This is a genomic window from Methylacidimicrobium tartarophylax, from assembly GCF_902143375.2.
Taxonomy (GTDB): Bacteria; Verrucomicrobiota; Verrucomicrobiia; order Methylacidiphilales; family Methylacidiphilaceae; genus Methylacidimicrobium; species Methylacidimicrobium tartarophylax.
The window spans coordinates 24,951-44,932 of record NZ_CABFVA020000066.1; the positions used below are offsets into that span (position 1 = coordinate 24,951).

At 58.6% G+C, this 19,982-nt stretch carries 17 protein-coding genes and 4 pseudogenes; 20 read left to right on the forward strand and 1 reads right to left on the reverse strand.

What is annotated here, in order from left to right:
* Positions 1-7 precede the first annotated feature (7 nt).
* From MAMT_RS06005 to MAMT_RS06085, 19 genes and pseudogenes are all read left to right on the forward strand, one after another.
* Positions 8-487: a hypothetical protein gene (locus MAMT_RS06005; protein WP_142660088.1), complete on the forward strand. Its 480-nt coding sequence runs from the start codon at positions 8-10 to the stop codon at positions 485-487.
* A gap of 11 nt (positions 488-498) precedes the next feature.
* On the forward strand, positions 499-2,250 hold the full coding sequence (locus MAMT_RS06010; RefSeq protein WP_142660089.1) for a GumC family protein: 1,752 nt from the start codon (positions 499-501) through the stop codon (positions 2,248-2,250).
* Between the two features lie 44 nt (positions 2,251-2,294).
* Positions 2,295-3,449 (forward strand): tetratricopeptide repeat protein, encoded by a 1,155-nt coding sequence (locus MAMT_RS11350; protein ID WP_178086945.1) that lies wholly within the window; start codon positions 2,295-2,297, stop codon positions 3,447-3,449.
* Entirely contained in the window at positions 3,370-4,893 is a 1,524-nt protein-coding gene (locus MAMT_RS06015) for an O-antigen ligase family protein (RefSeq protein ID WP_178086946.1), read from the forward strand. Before MAMT_RS11350 ends, MAMT_RS06015 begins: the two co-directional genes overlap by 80 nt.
* A gap of 171 nt (positions 4,894-5,064) precedes the next feature.
* Positions 5,065-5,829, forward strand: coding sequence for a class I SAM-dependent methyltransferase (locus MAMT_RS06020; RefSeq protein WP_178086947.1), 765 nt, complete (start codon positions 5,065-5,067; stop codon positions 5,827-5,829).
* 193 nt (positions 5,830-6,022) lie between these two features.
* Positions 6,023-7,030 (forward strand): class I SAM-dependent methyltransferase, encoded by a 1,008-nt coding sequence (locus MAMT_RS06025; RefSeq protein ID WP_142660092.1) that lies wholly within the window; start codon positions 6,023-6,025, stop codon positions 7,028-7,030.
* A gap of 105 nt (positions 7,031-7,135) precedes the next feature.
* A complete protein-coding gene (locus tag MAMT_RS11770; RefSeq protein ID WP_281289103.1) occupies positions 7,136-7,264 on the forward strand; it encodes a hypothetical protein in 129 nt (42 codons plus the stop codon).
* Positions 7,254-8,912 carry a murein biosynthesis integral membrane protein MurJ gene (murJ, locus tag MAMT_RS06030; RefSeq protein WP_178086948.1) on the forward strand — a complete coding sequence of 553 codons (1,659 nt, stop codon included), beginning with the start codon at positions 7,254-7,256 and terminating at the stop codon, positions 8,910-8,912. The genes MAMT_RS11770 and murJ overlap by 11 nt, the downstream gene beginning before the upstream one ends.
* 104 nt (positions 8,913-9,016) lie before the next feature.
* Positions 9,017-9,241 (forward strand): annotated as a pseudogene (locus tag MAMT_RS06035) (transposase); the annotation flags it as partial.
* A gap of 96 nt (positions 9,242-9,337) precedes the next feature.
* The gene (locus tag MAMT_RS06040) at positions 9,338-10,636 is read left to right on the forward strand and encodes a glycosyltransferase family 4 protein (RefSeq protein WP_142660094.1); all 1,299 of its coding nucleotides are present in this window, start codon (positions 9,338-9,340) and stop codon (positions 10,634-10,636) included.
* Positions 10,623-11,780: a glycosyltransferase family 4 protein gene (locus MAMT_RS06045; RefSeq protein ID WP_178086949.1), complete on the forward strand. Its 1,158-nt coding sequence runs from the start codon at positions 10,623-10,625 to the stop codon at positions 11,778-11,780. The genes MAMT_RS06040 and MAMT_RS06045 overlap by 14 nt, the downstream gene beginning before the upstream one ends.
* Before the next feature lie 13 nt (positions 11,781-11,793).
* Entirely contained in the window at positions 11,794-13,284 is a 1,491-nt protein-coding gene (locus MAMT_RS06050; RefSeq protein WP_178086950.1) for a hypothetical protein, read from the forward strand.
* Between the two features lie 150 nt (positions 13,285-13,434).
* Positions 13,435-13,701, forward strand: a pseudogene (locus MAMT_RS06055) (transposase); the annotation flags it as partial.
* 111 nt (positions 13,702-13,812) lie between these two features.
* Positions 13,813-14,790: a class I SAM-dependent methyltransferase gene (locus tag MAMT_RS06060; protein ID WP_142660097.1), complete on the forward strand. Its 978-nt coding sequence runs from the start codon at positions 13,813-13,815 to the stop codon at positions 14,788-14,790.
* Between the two features lie 280 nt (positions 14,791-15,070).
* Positions 15,071-15,304 (forward strand): class I SAM-dependent methyltransferase, encoded by a 234-nt coding sequence (locus MAMT_RS11880; RefSeq protein WP_369334543.1) that lies wholly within the window; start codon positions 15,071-15,073, stop codon positions 15,302-15,304.
* A 582-nt stretch (positions 15,305-15,886) separates the two neighbouring features.
* The gene (locus MAMT_RS06070; RefSeq protein WP_178086952.1) at positions 15,887-17,122 is read left to right on the forward strand and encodes a glycosyltransferase; all 1,236 of its coding nucleotides are present in this window, start codon (positions 15,887-15,889) and stop codon (positions 17,120-17,122) included.
* Between the two features lie 161 nt (positions 17,123-17,283).
* Positions 17,284-17,825: pseudogene (locus MAMT_RS11635) on the forward strand (DDE-type integrase/transposase/recombinase); the annotation flags it as partial.
* Between the two features lie 77 nt (positions 17,826-17,902).
* Positions 17,903-18,094, forward strand: a complete 192-nt coding sequence (locus tag MAMT_RS06080; RefSeq protein WP_142660099.1) for a hypothetical protein — start codon at positions 17,903-17,905, stop codon at positions 18,092-18,094.
* Positions 18,095-18,113: 19 nt separating this feature from the next.
* On the forward strand, positions 18,114-19,034 hold the full coding sequence (locus tag MAMT_RS06085) for a glycosyltransferase family 2 protein (protein ID WP_178086954.1): 921 nt from the start codon (positions 18,114-18,116) through the stop codon (positions 19,032-19,034).
* A 180-nt stretch (positions 19,035-19,214) separates the two neighbouring features.
* Here the strand turns inward: MAMT_RS06085 and MAMT_RS06090 are convergent, their stop codons facing one another.
* On the reverse strand, positions 19,215-19,403 hold the full coding sequence (locus MAMT_RS06090) for a hypothetical protein (protein WP_142660101.1): 189 nt from the start codon (positions 19,401-19,403) through the stop codon (positions 19,215-19,217).
* On the opposite strand from MAMT_RS06090, the pseudogene MAMT_RS11640 reads away from it, so the two are divergent.
* Positions 19,372-19,807: pseudogene (locus tag MAMT_RS11640) on the forward strand (integrase core domain-containing protein); the annotation flags it as partial. The gene MAMT_RS06090 and the pseudogene MAMT_RS11640 overlap by 32 nt on opposite strands.
* Positions 19,808-19,982 lie beyond the last annotated feature (175 nt).

Sequence of the window (19,982 nt, forward strand, 5' to 3'; positions counted from 1 at the left end):
TTCCTATATGGATGAAATTCAACCAAGGCCGCGGGAAAGCCTTGGGCCTTTAGCTTCGGGAACGCCGGGTCCGGCCGAGTCTTTCGAGGAAGAGGGGGGTTGGGAGAGCGTCCGCAGCCTCCTCTCTGATGTCAACCGCTACCGGGGAGCCGCTCTCACCTTCTTTGCCAGTGTCTTCGTGTTGACGGTCGTGGCGACCTTCACGCAGAAGCCGGTCTACGAAGCGGCCGCCGTGATGAAGATCGGAACCGGGGCGGGGAACTCGATCCTCCCCTATCGGCAGGTCGGCGACGAGTCGGCCAACGCCTTCGAGTATGACACCTTTTACAAAACCGAACTTGAAATTTTGAAGAGCCGGGGGTTGGCCGCCCGCGTGTCGAGCGGCTCGATCTGGAGGAGCACCCGGACTGGTTCGGCCTCAAGCCAAGCTGGCTGCAGGCGGCCCGGAAAGCCGAGGCGGATGGGGAGGTCCACTCGTCTCCCTTAACCGGCATCCTCATGGGATCTCTCAAGGTCGAGCCGATCAGGAATACGCGGCTCGTCCGGATACGCTGCGAAAGCCGCCAGCCGATTGTCGCCGCACAGGTCGCCAACGGGTATGCCGAGTCGTTCATCAACTTCGGCCTCGACCGGAAGCTCGAGGCGAACCGCCATGCCCGGAAGTTTCTGGCGGGTCAGATGGATGCCCTGCGCAAGAAGATGGCCCAGAGCGAGGAGCGGCTCGCCGATTTCATGGCTGAGGCGGGGATCGCCCACCTCTCCCCCCAGGAAAAGGCCCCGGCCGAGAAGGAGTCAGTCCAGATTAGGGATTCGCTCTTGCGCGCCCGGCTCCTGATGCTGCAGAAGCAGATCCGGCTCGAGCGGGCGAAGGCCGCACTCGCTGACGGAAGGGCAGGCGTGCCGGAAAATCCCTACACGCTGGAAATCAAGAAGCTTCTTCTCAAGGAGGTCGCCAGGTACCAACAGATGGAGGAGACCTACAAGCCCGAGTATCCGGGCATGACGCGGCTCCACGCGGAGATCGAAGGGCTGAAGGGCGAGCTCGCCCAGGAAAAGGAGGGGAGCGTGGCCGATCTCGAGGCCGACTTCGAAGCGGCGAAGGCGAACTACGAAGGTCTTGAGCAGGAGTTCCAACACTCAATGGAAAAGGTACGCGGGGAGAGCAAGGCCTTGGCTCATTATGCCCTGCTCAAGCGGGAGGCCGACACCGACCGGGAGATGTATTCGAGCGTCATGAGGCGGATGCGGGAGACCGACATCACCTCGGCCCTCAATGCGAGCAACGTCGAGGTGGTTGAGAGCGCCGAGGTCCCGAACATGCCATCGCGTCCCAAGAAAGCCCGCAACCTGCTGCTTGGCTTTCTGGGCGGGGGAATGGGCGGAATCGGGTTGGCGATCGGCTTGGCGAAGTTTGACACTCGGCTCCGCGGGAAGGAAGAGGTCGAGCGGGCCTTGGGTCTTCCCGTCCTGGGCATGGTTCCCGACACCGAAAAGCTCCGGGCCAAAGGGATCGACGAGATCCCCGCCGACCTTCCGATGGCTCTCGCGACGCACGTGTCACCCGACTCCGCGATAAGCAACTCCTTTCGGCAGATCCGGACGCTTCTCCACTACAGCATTCCCGACGGCCGCCCCCAGGTGATGATGTTCACGAGTTCCCAGATGGGCGAAGGCAAGAGCTCGACCTGTGTGAATACGGCCACGGTCCTAGGCCAGCAGGGGACGGTCCTCCTGATCGATGCCGATCTGCGCCGGCCCTCTCTCCACAAGACGTTGGGCTTGCGTCCCCATCCCGGGCTTTCGGAGCTCTTGACCAACCAGGCACCCTTGGAACAGGCCGTCCAGGCAACCGCTCTGCCGAACGTCTGGGCGATCGGCGCAGGCCGCACCCCCTGCCACCCCGCCGACCTTCTCGGTGCGGCGGCCATGGCCTACCTCTGCCAGTGGGCCCGCTCCCACTTTGGCTACGTTCTTCTCGATTGTCCTCCCTTGACCGGCATGCCCGACGCCGCAGTCGTTGGCACCCTGGCCGACGGAGCGGTCCTAGTGATCCGGGACGGCTATGTCGACCGCTCCGAGGCCCGCCGTGTCGTCGAAACCCTTTTGGGCGTCAACACCCGGATCCTCGGCGCCGTCCTCAACCGGGTACAGACATCGGCCCGATCCTACTACGCCTATCATTACGCCTACCGGCTTCCCGAGGAGCAGAAAAGAGAGCAGTCGCTCAAGGCTCCTTCCCAGCCCTCCTGACTCCTTTGCCTGCCCCAGCGCCCTTTAGGAGACTAGGAGACCCGATGGAGCCAGCAATCGGAGAAACCAGCGAAGTTCGTGGGAGATCGCTCCAGTGGCTCGCAGCAGGTTCCCTTCTTTTCCTGGTCGCTCTCCGCCTCCTCGATTCGCAGAGCCCTAGGGAGCGCCTCCTCGTGGCACCGCTCCAGCCAGAGCGGTGGCTGGCCCTCGCCCAGAAGCGGGCGAACCAAGGAAGGCTCGAGGAGGCCAAGGCGATGCTCGCCGAATGTCGAAGGGAAGCGGGGCCGATCAGCTCGATTCGCCTGAAGACGGCATCCCTGGCAATCGAACTGGGCGAACTTCGGACGGCTTTCCGCGATCTCCGGCTTGTCTTCCGCTACGATCCTGATCTGCGCCGCCAAGCGGCCTACGTCGCGAAGGCGACCTGGGGAGAGGATGGCGGGCTTCGGCTCGTTCCGGCAAAAGACCCCCGGCTGCTCGCCGCCTACTTCGACCTGGCGTTGAAAGAGCAGTGGCTAGGCGAGGCGGGCCGTCTCTGGGCGCGAGCGGAGCGGGAAGGGAAGCCGTTCGACCCCACCCTTTGCCGCCGCTACGTGGAAGCGCTCTGGGAAGCCGATCAACTCTCCGATGCGAGAAAGGCCTGGGAGACTCTCTATCCCAGGGGAGGCATCGTCTGGAACGGGGGATTCGAGGAGGATCTGGTGGGATGGGGCTTCGGATGGCGAACCAAGCCGCAGGTCGGGGTGGGCATCCGTCGGGACCAGAAGAAGGTTTCGTCGGGGCAGAACTCCCTCCGGATCCGCCTGAGCGGTCTTGCGGTCGAAAGCGACCATGTCTTCGCCGAACAGACGGTCCTCCTCTCTCCCGGTCATCGTTACGAGTTGCACGGGAAGGGCAAGGCGGAGGAGATCACGAGCAGCTCGGGGCTGGTCCTCGAAGTCTGCGACGCACAAACCGGCGCCGTCTGGGCGACCACTCCCGTGCTAGGGGGCACGACCGACTGGACCGAGCTGGCGGCCCCGATCGATGTACCTTCGGACGGCGGCCCGGCACTCGTGCAGATCAAATGGAAAGGAACCTCCGAGTGGGAAATCCCCACCTACGGGATGGCGTGGTTCGATGAGCTGGAGATCGTCGACGCAGCACCGGAAATCGACTTCCGAGGAGCCTCGGCCGCACCCGGAATCCGCGCCCCCTAGCGCGCTCCTCCGATGGACCGACGGAATCGTCGAGGGGGGGACGCTCGGGGTCCTCGTGCTGGCTCCCTGGCTCTTCGGCTCGGTCGAACCCTGGGCGCAGGCTGCGGTCTTCTCGGCCACGGTACTCATCCTGTCGGTCTGGATGGTCCGAGCGTCCGCCACGGGCAGGCCGCTCGATCTCCCGCCGGGGTGGATTCCGGCCGTCTGCTTCCTGGTTTGGGTGGGGTTCCAGGCGATGCCTATCCCCTCGGGCCTCGTTGCGTTGCTCTCCCCGGAGCGTCTTCGGCTGGAGCAGCAAGCGGCACACCTTCTGGGAATCTCGTCCCCGAAATGGTTTGCGCTCTCAGTCGATCCTGGATTGACCCGGCGGTACCTGTGGGAATTTGGAGGAATAGGCCTGTATGCCCTTCTTCTCTGGAACGTGATCGCCAACAGAAACCAGTTCCGCCGGCTTCTTCTCGCGATCATCGCCAACGGAGCCGCCTTGACCCTCTTTGCCCTCATTCAGAGGGCCACCTGGAAAGGGGCCATCTACTGGGTGCGGCCGATTTACGCAGGCGATCCATTCGGTCCTTACGTGAATCGCACCCACATGGGAGGTCTGCTCTTGCTGATCATTCCGATGGGCCTAGGCTTCCTTTTGGCCGAAGCAACCCGCCGGCGGAATGGCGAACGCTTCGACTGGCGCATCTGGGTCCGGCTGCCTCCGGAGGAGCTCTTCGAGCGGCTCTTGCTTCCGCTCTTACTCCTCATCATGGCCGGGGGTGTGCTGACCTCGAAATCCCGGGGAGCGATGACCTCGCTTCTCCTGGCCCTCTCTCTCATGGCGCTCTGGTATGCTTCCCGCGGAAAGGAAGGGAGAAGCGGGTTTCTCGGCATTGCGGCCTTCCTGATCGCTGGTCTTGCAATGGCCCTTTGGGTCGCGGCAGACCTGTTTTTCGGGGCGACCGAGCGGCTGGTCACAGAGGCCATGGATACGAAGGAGAGCGGCCGCCTGGCGTTGTGGAGCGAAGCGCGAGATCTTTGGAGGCGGTTTCCTCTTGCGGGAAGTGGCTTGGGGACTTTTGAGCCGGCCTTCGGCCTTGTGCGAACGGTCTTTCCGGGGAACCATGCGGTTACCCATGCCGAGAGCAACTACGTCCAGCTTCTCTGCGATACGGGTGTCCTGGGACTTGGGCTGACGCTCTGGCTAATGTCGGCGCTTTTGACTGTAGGATGGCGGGCGCTGGCGCAAGCAAGACGCCATTCGCAGGAGAGGATCGTCCTTGGAGCTCTTGTTGCGGTGGTCGGTGCCTGCTTGCAAGGCGTGGCGAATTTTGATCTAAGCATCATGGCGAACTGGCTTTACGTGGCAGCGGCCGTGGTCGTCATGGGGAAAGCGGAGAGAGTGTGGATGGGTAGCAGGGACCGCGACACCCAAGAACGACAGCAGGCAGCTTATTAAAAATGGGATGGGAGGACGTGCGGAGCGAACCTCACCGATCGCAAAGTGGGCGTGGAAGGAAAGGAACCGGAGATGGCTCGAGTAGCTTTTGCAGTCTCTTGCTTTAGAAAGCGCCTAGCAGGGACGCAGGATCGAAGCTGTCCCTTTTGCGAATCTCGGCAGACAACTCTTATGGAGCGAAAGTATCTCCTATTGGAACTCCGTCGCTGCCTGAATTGTGAACTCCTGTTCCGGTACCCGAAGGATACGGATTCCGATAACGACTGCTTTTATCAAAGCGATTATGATCAAGGGGCCGTCACAGCCATGCCCAACCCGGAAGAAATCGCCCTCCTGCGCAAAACAAACTTTTCGGGTTCCCCGATGGATTTTTCTGAACGGATTATACCTATCCTTTCGAGCCTGCTGCCAAGCGGTAAGGTGCTAGATTACGGTTCGTCCTGGGGATACGGCGTCTATCAATTGATCCGCTCGGGTTATGATGCGGTCGGATGGGAGATCTCCCGGCCGAGGGCGGAGTTCGGGAGAAGGATGCTGGACGTCCCCGTAGAGTCGGATTGGTCTGCGATCGAGCAGCGGGCTCCCTTTGATTGTATTGTTTCGTCCCATGTGCTGGAGCATCTCCCGAGCCCGAAGATTGCCTTTGAGGCATTTTCAGACCTTCTTGGCCCAGGAGGCTGGGTGTTGATTCTGGTTCCGAATGGGGGAGGTAAGAATGCCAGAGAGTTAGGAGTCCGCTGGGGACCAATGATCGGGGAAAAACATTGCTCGGCCCTTACCCCTTCGTTCTTTGCAAAAAACTTGGTTACCTTCGGCTTCGAGTCTCTTCGATTTGCGAGCCGTTTCGATAGGGAAGTCGTCTCCTTGCTTCCCTGGGATGGTGATCCTCGAAGGCTCGAAGGAGATGAACTTCTTGTAGCCGCGCGAAGGAGATGATGGGTCGAATCCAAAGTATATCGCCTAGGAAAAAGCACTTGCGACGAATAGCCGATGCCTTTCCAGGCAGTGCCGAGTAGATGGAATAGGAATGCAGTCCAGTACTCTGTGAGAGCGAGGAGAGGAACTCTGGAGCGTGGCGTCGAATTCGATCGGTAACTGTCCAGTATGCGGTGGCAAGCCGTGTGAAACCATGAGCGATTGCCGGGACCTTGTCCTCAAGCTCCCCGGAAGCTGGACCTATCGGCGATGCGGCGGTTGCGGCTCCCTCTGGATGGAGCCGCTTCCTCGACCGGAAGCGATTCCTGGGTTTTATCCCGAGAACTACTATACGCACGACGCTTCGGTCTCTTCGGGCCCTATTCCCCGCCATGCGATCGGGAGGCTGCGCCTTTCGATCCAGCTGGCTATCCTCGAAGCTCGCTTCGGCTACCGGATTCCGGAGCAATGGTGGGAACGGGCGGTCGGGCGTGGCTGGGCAAAGAGCGTCCAGGCGCTCCTCCCAGGGTTTCCTGCCGGACGGATGGTGCGTTTCCTTCCTTTCCGGAAGGGAGGCAAACTGCTCGACGTGGGCAGCGGCAGCGGAGAGTTTCTTACCCGGATGCGAGAGTTGGGATGGAAGGTCGAAGGAATCGAGCCCGATGGACGGGCGGCGGGGCAATCGACCAAGCTTGGGCTTCCCGTGCGGCAGGGTGGAATCGAGGACGCAGAGCTGAGGCCAGGCTCCTATGATGCGATCACGCTCAGCCATGTCATCGAGCATCTTCTCGATCCGCGAGCGGCGCTGGAGCGTTGTATCGCCGCCCTCCGTCCCGGAGGCGTCCTGGTGAGCCTTTCTCCGAATCCGACGGGTTGGAACGCGCGGTGCCTCCGGGAAATTTGGCGGGGGTTGGAGCCTCCCCGTCATCTGATCCTGCCGAGCCCCTCGGGTTACCAGGCGATCCTGAGCGGTTTGCCCGTAAGGGCCGTGGTCAGCACGAGCCCGCTGGATATGGGTTTTTTTTGGCACTGGAGCCGGAAAAATGCGGGGTGCTCGACCAGTGAAGCGTTCGAAACCTTCTGGGCGCGTGTCATGAATTGGATCGTCGGACCCCTCCTGGTTCGACTCCGGCCGCAGGCCGGGGAGGAGATCGTCTGCATTGCCACGAAAAATGCGGGATCCCCGGAGAGTGCAGAAGGGGAGACGAAAAGGCGGGAATAGATCTCACCCATTCCTGCTTCGATTCCCTCGAGACGACTGGTGCTTTTGTTGCAATACGAATCGGCCGGTGATTTTCTGGGAGACGGAAAAGGAAGGGAGCTTGAGATGTGTCTCGTATGGGCAACCGCCGCATGGGGGATGGCGCAACGCCGCTCCCGGACATTTTTAGATGCCGACGGGAGGCGGGGAGCGGGGCGGTTTGCGACGATGCGGACGAACCGACATGGAAGCTGACCTGGAGAAACCGGAGTCGATGCCCGGAGTGGCTGCGACTGCAGAGGGAGCAGGAGCAGATGCTCTCTCATACCGAAGGCCGTCGGGCCCACACCGGATCGCCCGCAGTGCGATCGGCCTCAGCATTCTCTCGTTCTTGGGCCCGCTCTCCGGATTTCTTGTCGAGCTCGCCTTGGGATGGCGTTACGGGATCGGACCGCTGGTCGACGGGTATCGGGTAGGGCTTGTCTTTTTCCTCTTTGCTCAATCGATCGCTTGGGGCATTCTGCCCAATCTGGTAGTCCCTTTTTTTTCCGAGGTTTCTCGGGACAAACGAACCGAGGAAGCCTGGAAGGCAATTTCCGGACTTGGGTTTTTTTTTCTGGCGCTCGGCATCGGCTTTGCGGCGGCGGGGAGTCTTTTTGCCTCGTCCCTTGCACGCTGGTTCGCCCCCGGACTCGATCCGGCGGGGTTTGCGACCGCGACTTCCTTCGTGCGCTCCTTTTCTCTGGCGGTTCTCCCGCTTGCTTGGTTCGGGATCATGACCGGGCTTTTCCAATGTCATGGAATTTTCTGGGTGCAGCCATTCGCTCAAGGCCTGTACAATCTCCTCCTTCTTGGCGCGATCCTTTGGACCGGGTCGAACGGGCTGATCCTCGCCCCGATCCTTGGATGTTTCCTGATCGGCCTGCTATTTATGGGTAGACTCTTGCCTCTGGCGAAACAGGAAGGATGGCCGCTCTGGTCCGCAGGAAGGCTCTCTCTCCAGATCCTGGGTCGATTTCTTAAGAATGGCTTGCCCCTTTTTCTGACATTGGGCGCAGGCTATGCTGCCGTGATTTTCGTGACTCGGGCGACTTCCCTCCTTGCTTCGGGTTCAGTCGCCAGCTTTGGATACGCCTGGAAGGTTCTGCAACTAGGACTGATCGTTCCGGGAGCTCTCGCGACCGTTCTCTTTCCCCGAATGTCGGATGCTTGGAGTGCCAAGGAGGGGGTGGAATTCGGGCGACTCTGGCGGGAGGGATTGCGGTTGATGCTCTTTTTCTCGGCTCCAGTGGTGCTGCTTTGCACCATCTTCAGTCGGGATCTGATCTCGGTGCTTCTGGCTCGCGGCGCTTTTTCCGGTGCTGCGGTTGAAGAAACAGGTCTTGTGTTGGCCATCCTGACCTTCTCGGTTCCGGCCACGGCAGGAACGGCCTTCTTGCAAAAAGCTTTCTATTCTCGAAATGAGACCCTGTTCCCTAGTGCGGTCTCCGTGATCGGCGCAATCCTGGTGATGACCTGCTCTGAGATAACGGCACGGCGCTTCGGTCTAGCCGGCTTGGCATGGCTGACTCCCGGGATCGGTTGGATAAGCTTTCTCTGGCTAGCCGCCGCCTCGCGCAGCATCGGCGCGAACGGATGGCGCTCCTGGAGTCGTTTCGTGGCAAGCCTCCTTGTTGCGAGCGCCGTTGCGGGCTGGGTCGCTTATGGGATCAAAGAATGGCTTTGTTATAGTTCGCAGGCCGGTGCCTTGCTTCGCCTGGGAGTCGCTTCCGTACTTTCTCTGGCGACTTTTGTTCTCTTGCTCCGGATGTTGGGCCTTCCGGAGGCGACGCGTGTGCTTGCCTACGCCGGATGGCAGTTACAATCCATAAAAAGAAAAGATAGCTGCCAAAGGAATGATTGATACGATGGACGAGCGAAGGTCGGGACAGGCTCCTTGCTGAAGGGAATGGGAAGAGGGAGCGGATTTGCTATTGAGGGATGGCAAGAAACGGTGTTCTTGCCATCCGGCTTGCTCCCTTCCGAAAACTTTCCAGGACGATCAAGGAGCACCGGGATGGCGTGCTTGCTTTCCTCCAGAGCCGGGTGACCAACGATTTCATCGAGGCGAAAGGCGGCCTTATCCAGCTCGTCAAAAGGATGCCCAGAGGCTTCCGAAGCTTCCGGTAGCTGCGGATCGCCGCTTTCCTCAAAACCGGAAAACTGACGTGGGATCTTGCCGTCGTGGCCACAAAATCCAAGAAACACAACGAAAAGGCCGGATATCGTTGCCTTCGTCGCAATCCGCGTCTATTCGCTTCCGGTCATTCGATAAACAAAGATTGAGGTATGCAGAGGGGGAAAGACGGCCGGGAACGGGGAGTGATCGTGGCGCACCCGGGTACCCAGCATTCCTATTGGACTGCGAAGGCCTTGGAAGACACTGGCTTATTGGCCGAATACTATACTGGATGGTATTACAAGCCGGAATCCTTTCTAGGGCGGCTACTCCAGGTCGTGCCGCGCGTGGTTCGCGGGAGAGTCGAAAGGCAGCTGCGTCGGCGGCATCACTCGGGTCTTCCCCCGAGGCGGGTGCGATGCTTCGCGCACGGCGAAATTCTTGCTGTTGCCGCGAGCCGCCTTGGCGTGGACGGGTGGTTGGGAGATGAGATCCTGCACTGGAGAAACACTGGTTTTGATCGATGGGTCGCGAAGCGGGTTGCGACGCTTCGTCCGGCAGCGGTTGTTGCTTACAATTCGGCTGCCTTGAAGACGCTGTCTGCGGCTCGGAAGGTGGGCTCGCTTGGGATTCTGGACCAGACGATTGCGTTTCCGACGGCAGCTCAAGAACTGCTCGATCTGGAGGCTGAGTGCAATCCGGAATTTGCGGATAGCCTGCCGGTGATTCCTCGTTGGTGGATCGATCAGAACCGCGAGGAGGCCCTCCTTGCCGATCTTATCCTGACACCATCGGAATATGTGAGGGAGTCGCTGATGGAGATCGGCGTGCCCGGTGAAAAGGTCGTGGTGTTGCCCTACGGAGTGGATCTGGAACTTTTCCAACCCACAGCCAAGGCAACGGATGGGATATTTCGCGTTTGCTTCGTAGGCCAATTGAGTCAACGCAAAGGCATCAAGTACCTCTTGGAAGCGATGAAACGGCTCTGCTTGCCGAAATCGGAAGTGGTTCTAGTGGGAGGCATCGTGGGATCGGGCTTGGCGCTTCGAGGGTATGCAGACGTTTTCTCCCATGTGCCAAACGTTCCCAGAAGTGAGGTTGTTGGCTACATGCAGCGAGCAGACGTGTTCGTCTATCCTTCCCTTTGGGAAGGTTCCGCGCTGGCGATATATGAAGCGCTTGCGTGCGGCGTTCCCGTCGTCACGACACCGAATGCCGGCTCAGTCGTTCGGGACGGAATGGATGGTTTTGTCGTTCCTGCCAGAGATGTCGAGGCTCTGGCGCAGAAGATCGCTTTGCTGTACGGAGACGTGAACCTGCGAAAGTGGTTAGGGCAGAACGCTCGGAAGAGAGCGGAACAGTTCGGGTGGAACTCGTATGCAGCGAGGATCGCGGATCTTCTGCGGAAGCGGATGCCAGAACAAGAACGGAGAGGAGTTGCATCGAGGCAGCAGGATGCCCGCTCTTAAGGTCATTGTCTGCTATCTCCATTGGGGACCCTATCATCTGGCACGGGCGCGAGCGCTCCTCCAAGTGGATGGCATACAGCCTTATTTTCTGGAAGTGGCACGATATCAGACGGACCATCTTTGGCTCCGTGATCCGGAGCGCGGGGTCGCGATCGAGACATTATGGTCCGGGGCGTTGCAGGATATTCCAGCGGCCAAGGTCGTACGAAGGCTGAAAGAAGTACTGGAGAGGATTTCTCCGGACGTCGTTGTCACCTGCGGATACGGTGACCCCGTGATGCGAGCCGCTGCTGCTTGGGCTCGAAAGTCTTCTCGTGGATCGCTGCTCTGGCACGAAACAACTCGGAAGGACCGGCGTCGTTGGGCACTGAAAGAATTTGCAAAAGGAATCCTCGTCCGTCGGCTTTACCATGCGGCGCTGGTAAGTGGAAAGGCCCATCGCGAATATCTGGTAGAATTGGGAATGGACCCGGAGTGGATCATGGAGCTCGACCCCGCTGTCGACAACGCCTTCTTTCAGACTGAAACCGAGGCAGTGCGCAGAGATTTCCGAAAATGGAGGGAGCGGCTGGAATTACCCGATCGGTATTTTCTCTATGTCGGCAGGTTGGCGGCGGACAAAAACGTAGAAAGCCTGTTGCGTGCCTATGAGTTATATCGTGAGCGGACGAACGGAGAATGCGGTTTGGTGTTGGTAGGCGACGGACCCGAAAAGCCTCGTCTCTTAACGCTGGCGCAGCGGCCCGCGTTGCGGGACGTCGTCTTTGCCGGATACCGGCCCACCAGCGATCTGCCGCCCTATTATGCCATGGCTGAGTGGTTTGTCTTGCCAAGCGTGATAGAGCCCTGGGGCTTGGTCGTGAATGAGGCAATGGCCGGCGGCCTGCCGCTGCTCCTCTCTCGGAACTGCGGCTGCGCTCCCGATCTTCTGAGTGAAGAAGTGAATGGGTTTTCCTTCGCTCCGCGGGATATAGAGGCACTTGCGGAGTTGCTGTGCAAGGTAAGCGCCCTTTCGGCGACCGAGCGGGCGAGAATGGGGGCAGCCTCCAAAGCGATCATCTCCGCGTACACACCCGAGCGTTGGGCGCAGGGCCTGGTTCGCGGCGCCCGCCTTGCTATGACGCGGGCGGGGAAACTTGGCTGAGGCGGGGAAGGCGATGGAGACGACGATCGCACAGGCCGGGAGACGGATCCGCTTGACACCCGTTTGCACTAGACCAGCGATCATTGGGTGTCTAACGGCTGTGCTCGCTGCGACGTTCGTCGTTTGGCTATGGGAAGGTCTCTTTGGTGCCTCACTCGGATTGGCGCAGATCTTTGGGGGCGCGCTCGCGGCGCTCCTTGTTTTACCGGTCGCAACGGCTGCTCTTCGAGATCCCGCGCTCCTTGCGGAGCCGATCCACGTCTTTCTCGTCGGTTGCGTCTACTTCTTGGTGCTCGACATGGCCACTCTCCGTGACGTGGAAGAGTTTCCGCCTCTCTCGATTCTGCTCGGGGAGACCGCGTTCGTGGTCTTTCTTGTGCCGGCGCTTGCTCTTTGGCTATTGGTGAAAGCCCGGCGAAGCCCGCTGACTCCGATCCTGCGATGGGGGGCAGGGACGATTTCGGCCAACACGCTTTTTTGGATGGCGTTCGCGGTCTTCTCGTTGGAGGTGTTCAAACGGTTCGCGCTCGTGGGATGGAGCGTCTCTCAATTTTGGTACCTATTGTTGCAATCGCGGGCAGGAGGCGTAGAAGGCGATGCGATGCATTTCGGAGTAAATGGGGATTGGCGGGTGATCCTACAACCGATCGGCGTCGTCTTTCCCGCAACCCTGTTCCTTGCAGACCGCGCCTGGAAAAAAGGGGTTCGTCCACTGAAAAAAACAGTGCTTTTGTTGATCTCCATCGCCCAGTTGGGAATCCTCGTTTTGGACGGAGCTCGGTCCCTTGTGGTCATGTCGCTTGTGCTTCCTTTCCTTGCCCGTGCGCTAGAAAGAGATCCGAGTATTCGTCGTTGGCTGTGGGGAATCGTCGCTGGCTCCTTTCTACTGGCTCCGCTGTTCGACACCATGGTGCAAGTTCGTGCATCCGGATGGTCGAACATGGACCGGGTGGACAAGGTGGCGTGGAACGCGGCAGAGGCCCATCGCGATGACAATTTTCACTGGGTGGTGAACATCGTGGACGTGCTTCGGAGCAGGGGGCCTCTCCTTCAGCAGGACCACCAGGGACCGCTTGGCTTTATTGATGGCTTAGCGGAAGAGGGTGGCTCGTTCGCGATCTCTCTGATCCCGCGAATCTTTTGGCCGGAAAAACCAATGGCGATCGACAATGGAGATGACTTGCGTTCGTGGAACGTGACAACTTCCATCGTTGGAGATCTATTGCGCATGGGCGGCATCTCGTTCCTATTGGTGGGAGGCCTGCTCTTCGGCCTGGGAGTGCGCATCTTGGAGCCGATCTATTGGACGCGCATGAGGGGAGAGGGAGAACTTCTGGGTTATGCGTTATTGATGTATTTGCTGCTGCACGAGGTGCGCGGAATCATGGCATATCACGTTTGGGGGTTCGTTTTTCTCATTTTGATGGGGGGGTTTCGAGCACAACGCTGGATGGCCGAACATTTCGGGTCCAAGCGAAGATCGCGTCAATTATCGGTGGGATGAGACGTCTGCGGATTGCGCTCATTTGAAGTGCTTCCTAAAAATGCGACCCATGCTTAAGCTAAGAACGAAGCTACTGGAATGACAGACAAGACAAGCCGACGGACGCGCCGACGGCGCACACGGAGTTCAAGGCGCTCTTCGCTGAAGAGCCAAGTGTTATGCTTTTGTCTCCAGTGGGCCGCCCGCAGCCGGCTTGCTCCCTTTCGAAAACTTTCCAAGACAATCAAAAAGCACGTGGACGGCGTTCTTCCTTTCCTCCAGAGCCGGGTGACCCATGGTCTCATCGAGGCAATCAACGGCCTTATCCAGCTCGCCAAAAGGATGGCGAGAGAGTTCCGAAGCTTCCGGTACCTGCGGATCGCCGCTTTCCTCAAAGCCGGAAAGCTGAGATTGGATCTACCCGTCGTAACCTCATAACTTATGAAAAACAGCGAACAGGCGGTTTTTGGGGCCGCGTCTGTCTCCAATCAGCATATCACAGTACAAGGGATTGTCTATGAAGAGATGTAGGTGTTAGGGCACGACAAAATGCGCGAACCCTTCCACGCAATTAAAAGGCGGATCAAACTTTCCTTAAAGCGGATGCTGTTTGGCATAAGTTGGATTGCCCGACGGCTTTTCCACGTCCATATAGTACCCGTTCATTATTATTCACCGGTGGCAGATCCTATCGAGCTGCAAAAGAGTCGAAACAGATGGGCTCGGCCATCGCGGATGCACGGAATCGATGTCGATCTCGATCAGCAGGCGGAAAGCCTGCGATTAATCTGCTTGCCCTTCCAAAAGGAATATCAGGGAAATGAGACGTACCGACAAGCAGTGAGCAGAGGATTCGGTCCTGGTTATGGATATATCGAAGCGCAGGCTCTGCACGGTGTGATTCGCTACTTGCAGCCAAGACGCGTTATCGAGGTTGGATCAGGAACGTCAACCTACTGCACACGTGAGGCGGCTCGCAGGAATGAAGCGGAGGGCGGCGCTCGGACCGAGATAACCGCAATCGAGCCTTTTCCATCGGCACCACTCCGTGCGATGGAGGAAGTTAGAGTGATTCGCTCAAAAGTCCAAGAAACCGGAGTCGAGACCTTCGACTGCCTGAGGGAGAAAGATGTCTTGTTCATCGATTCATCTCATGCGGTAAAGCCCGGAGGAGATGTCAATTTTCTCATTTTGGAGGTGCTTCCCAGGCTCCGGGAAGGCGTGGTCGTGCATTTCCATGATATTTACTTTCCCTATGATTACTCTCGAGTTTTGCTGAAGAGCTTTTTCCCAGGTACGGAATCCTCGCTGCTGCAGGCCTTTCTCATATTTAATAAAAGATTTAAGATTTTGTTTTGTCTGAGTCAGCTTCATTATGGGCGACCCGAGGTGCTTGCCGAGGTTTTTCCAGAATACCGGCCGCAAGGAGGCAAAGATGGGTTGGTAGAAGACCGCCTTGCTCCATTCGAAACCCCCGCTGGGCATTTTCCGTCTTCCATCTATCTGCAGGTGCAGCCCGGCCAGTGAGAGGGCTTGTCAATAGGCAAGCGTGTGACGCTCGGTGGAAGCCGGAATCATCGGGCGATGGAGACTGCGAGTTTTGATCTTCCCATTCGGAAGGAAAGGGCGGCGATCGTGGTGCCGTCACCGGCGCGCAAGGCAACGGGACCGGTGATTTTGTTGAGCGCATAGTTGCCGGACGCAGGAGGCGATTGCGAACAGCTCGCACGACCCGTTGGGGAAGAAGTGGGCGTAAGGCAGAGGAGCAAGAGCTTCAGGTGTTGGGGCAGAGTGGAATGTCACAATCCTGCGCTCTTACCTGTCGGAAGGGGGCAGCGTATTGGATTTTGGCTGCGGAGAGGGGTATTTGCTCCAACATCTTGGAGCCAAACGTCGTGTGGGCGTCGAAGTGAATTCCGTGGCATTAGAGCATGCTTGGGATCTAGAGTTTGAGATGTATTCCAGCTTGAAGATGCTAGAAGGCCAGAGCTTTTCTCGAATCATCTCCCAGCATGTATTGGAACACATTCCGAGTCCGTAGCATTGTCTCCGAGGTCTAAGAGGACTGCTCCGGCCGTACGGCCTTTTGGTATTGCTTCTGTTCCTAGACGATTGGCGGGCACGGGCGCAACGGACCGCGATTGTGGGTGATAGCGACATGCATCTCTATGCATGGACACCGCGTACTCTGGGGAATCTCCTTTGTGCGACGGGGTTCGAATCGAGAGAGGTGCATGTTCATTCCAACTGCTGGCGGCCTTGGGACGGCACGGCTTTGGAAAATTCATCCGTCGCTCTTGGAGTTGGCAGGGAAGCTTACAGCAGCGTTGCTTCGCAGACGGCAACTCGTTGCGGTCGCTTCCCCTGGAAAGGGGCGAAAACTTTTTGAAGAGGCTTAAAAGGAAGTGCGGACGTGCCCGTCTCCTCACATCTCTCCGGGCGCTCGTCTTTGCGACGCATTCTGGTCGGCGCATGGTCGCCCGGCAGCGGTTCGATTAGCTCCATGGGCGCAGGTGGGGTATAAAGCGCGGGCCGAGGTCGACCAAAGCGGCAAACGGGTTGGAGCAACTAGGTGAACGGAGTCGGAAGGGACGGATGGCGAGGCGGATAAGATCACATGGGTGTGGAACGTGAAGTGCATCGTGCTGTCGGATGCGCGATCGGAGAGTCAATGGGTTGTTTACGGGTAGCACTGGTGATTCCCGGCATTCCGAAGATCAGCGGAGGGCCGGGCGTATCCGTGGCTGCGATGGCCGGTCGTCTTGTCGCGAACGGGTGGGAAGTGACCGTCCTTACTTCGAATCAGGGCATTTCCGAAGGGCTGGTGCCGATTGAGAAAAACGTCGAGCTGAAAATCTTTCCTCTTTCGGGGAAATGGAATCGGCGTTTCTTGCGCTGCCCCGAGCTCATCGAATGGTTGTATCGGGAAGGATCTCGTTTTGACGTCGTGGATATCCAGGGAATATGGTCGTTTATTTGCTCCGATATGGCCAAAGCCTGCCAAGCCCTGCGAATTCCCTACGTCATAACGCCCCATGGCCAAGCGTCGAAATGGGACGTTGGCAAAGCTCCGGTACGAAAGCGGATCTTCGCATCGCTCTGGCTGTCGGGCGCGTGGAAGGGAGCAAGCGGCTATCGCTTTCTATCCGAAGAAGAGAGAAGAGGATGCTGGTTTCCGGAAGCCGGTAAAGGGGTTATAACTCCCAATTGGCTCGAGCCGGCACAGAAACCGGAGGATCACTCATCAACGGAAGCTCTCAGGAGCCTCGAGCTCCGAGGAGACGGTCAAACGGTTTTATTTTTGGGACGGCTGGATCCGCAGAAGGGCGTCTTGGAGCTTTTGCATGTCTTCGAGCAGCTTTGGCGCAGAAGGCCTGAAACCGTGCTGCTTCTCGTCGGTCCGGGTAGAACCAGATACGCTGAGCAGGTGCGGCGACGAGTCGATTCGATGACGGGCTCAAGGAATATACGGCTGTTAGGGCCGCTCTACGGTGTTGAGAAACAAGCGGTGCTCGGCGCTGCGAGCGTATTTGTAGCCCTCTCGAAGAGCGAAGGACTTCCCACTGCAGTGCTGGAAGCCTTGCGCGCGAGCATTCCGGTCATCGTGACCCCGGGAGCGAATATTCCGGAGGTAGAAGAGTACGGGGCGGGCTTTGTGGTCCATGGAAGGGAGGACGCGGTAACGAAGATAGAGACCATCCTGCAGGACTCGGGACTCCGGAGCAGAATGGCCGAGAACGCCAAGAGGCTTTTTGAGCAGCGCTTCTCTCCGGAAAATGTTTTTCCGAATCTCATCGCTTTCTATCGAGCTATTGTCGGCAAGAGCCGCGATCAAAGCACGCGGACAAACATCGCATAATGCATTCTTGCGGCGCAGAAGGAACGGCGCAGACTTTTCTGGTCATCGCCTGCGCGGTTATTCGTTGCCTCTCAGCGCCCAGTATAGTGGGCCCCGATTGAGACAGGGATATAAGCTACCGATCTTGGGAGGGTGATGGCACAAGCGAAGGCGATCCGCGGGTTTTTGTGAGACGGCTGGGATATGTCGCAAACCGCAAGGGGGTGCAGCGGTTGATGCGCCATATGGAGTTGGCAGGGGTGGCGCCGGGGTCTTCGACGAACGTAGGACATCCTATGCAGGCAGTTTATCCCAACCTGCTGCGCGGCGTGGAGGTCAGCCGGCCCGATCCGGTTTGGAGCACCGACATTACGTTGCATCCCACTCCTGCGAGGTTTCGTTTATCTGGTGGCGATCATCGACTGGTGCTCGTGGCGGGTACCGGGTTGGCGGATCCGCAACAGCCTGGACACCTCGTTCTGCGTTGACAGCCTAGAGGACGCCTTGGCTTTGCACGGGGAACCGAAGATCTCCAACAGCGATCAGGACTCGCAGTTCACCAGCGCTACGTTCACGGCCATGCTCAAACGCGCAGGCATTGCGATGAGCATGGATGGAAGGGCTTGAGCGTTGGACAATAATGAGGACGTGTATCTGAAAGGGGTACGGCACGATAGCCGAACTGACGAACGGGCTGGCGGAATATTTCGCATTCTCAACGGCCAGCGTCCGTTAGGGGGAGCGGCGGGGGACGTAAAGAATGGAGCGGAAAAGCAACGGAACAAAAGGAGGGCATGAGTAATGAGTAATTCGTTGGAAACGACGTGGAAGGCCTCATGGATTCGAAAGACTCGACGGGCGCGCATCCCGCTCGCAGCGAGAGCGCGGTTGAAGGAGCGGGAATCTTCCTGGGCGATGAGCGCGGCAAAGCTCGAAACCGCCACTGGAGCCGCTCAGCGCCTTGATGGCGACAGTTCATATACCCTGTTCTAGCGGGATGACGAGATTGCCCATGCGCTCAATCCCACTTTTCATCGCCCACTGGAATGCTCCCGAGGCCTGCCTCAAGTCGGTCGACTGCTTGCAGAAATTGGAAGTGCCCTTGCGCATCGTGATCGCGGACAACGCGTCAGACCCGGAGAAGCGAGCGCAGCTCTGCCAGGGATTGCCAAAAGAGGTGGAGGTTGTCGCGCTTGCCGAAAACCGGGGATTTGGGGGCGCCCTCAACGTTTTGCTTCGCCGCTGGCTTGCAGAATCGCCCGAGGACGAGATCTGCTTTTTGGCATCGCATGATGTCATTCCCCGTAAAGACTGTTTGGCATTGCTCGCGAAAGCTCTCCTTTCGGATCCGACCATCGGGATCGCTTGCCCGGATCAAGATGCCGAGGTTGCTCCTGTCTATCCGCACTTTACGCCGATTCGTGGGCCGAGAAGCGTTCGCTGCCAGCCCGGAAAGAAGGGGGAATGGAAAGATGTGGTTTTCGCAAACGCAACCCTATTTGCCGTGCGAAAACGGTGCATACGCGAACTCAACCTCTTTTTCGACGAGCGCTTCTTTTGCTACGGGGAGGAGTACGATTTCGGGTTGCGCGTGAGTCGGGCCGGCTGGCGCGTTATCCTTGTCTGGGGCGCGACGGTCGACAACCCGGGGCGGGCGGCTCCTTCTCTCCTATATTCCTATTTGCATGGAAGAAACTCGCTCTTTCTTGCCTTGCGGTACGGTGGATCGCCTGCGGCGGCGGTTCGTGCGCTTCTCTTTGCGCTGAACACCGTGCGCTTTCTTTGCCTCGACGCCAAGAATCACCGGATTGATGAATTCGGCCTTGGGCGGGCGTGTGCGCTGATCGATTTCTTTCGGGGTCGGTATGGACCTCCCCCGTCTTTCCTCCTGCGGCGGAGCGGAAAAATACGGTGGCTTCCTTACAGCATGTAGGGAGAATGGAAGGCGCGCGTTCCGCGCGACTGGGCAGGCAGTTCTCTGAGACAGCAAAGGAAGAATCCAGTATCGATGCGCATAGACCGTCATCTCTTGTTTCGCATTCTTGAGCACCGGGCTGGGTTGCTGCACGGAGACACGCTGGGGACCGGTGGCGCTGGCTGTGCAAACCGCTTCCTAGACGCTGCGGCTACGCGCGCAGAGTTTTCGAGAACCAAAGACGCGAAATTCGTTCGGTTGGATGTACGGCTGCTTCAGGAGCAAAAGCAGTGGCATGGGTATTTCGACGTCGCACTCTGCCTGAAGGCCGAAGAACATCTCCTCGATGATGCGGCTCTCCTGGCGGATCAGCAACAGCCTGGACACCTCGGTCTTCGTCGATTGCCTGGAGGATTCGTTGGCACTGCACGGGAAACCCGGAATCTTCAACAGTGATCAGGGCTCATAGTTCACCGGCGCTAGGTTCACGGGCATGCTCAAGGGCGCAGGCATGGCGATTAGCATGAATGGATCGACTGTTGGATAATATTTTTGTCGAGCGGCTCTGGCGCAGCCTAAAGCACGACGAGGTTGTATTTAAAGGGATATGGCACGGTGGCCGAGTTGACGCACGGGCTGGCGGAGTATTTCGCCTCCAACAACGGCGAGCGTCCGCACCAGTCAGCCGGCTACCGAACACCGGATGCCGTTCATGCGGTGGCAGTGGAGGAGGGGCCGGCGTCCCGGCCATTTCCGGTCAACATAGGACGGCGCCGGTTCGCTGCGAGTGAAGTAATAGATAGAGCTTAAATTCGGAGGCAATCTGCCTTGCCACCGGGGACCGCTGAAACGCCGGTAAGAGCTGGTAAGCGAACGTGAGCGTCCAAGAACTAATAAAACAATCGCGGAAATTCCCGGCGTTTTCGCTGCGATCCGCATATCGCCGCGCGCTGCTTCAAGGCATCG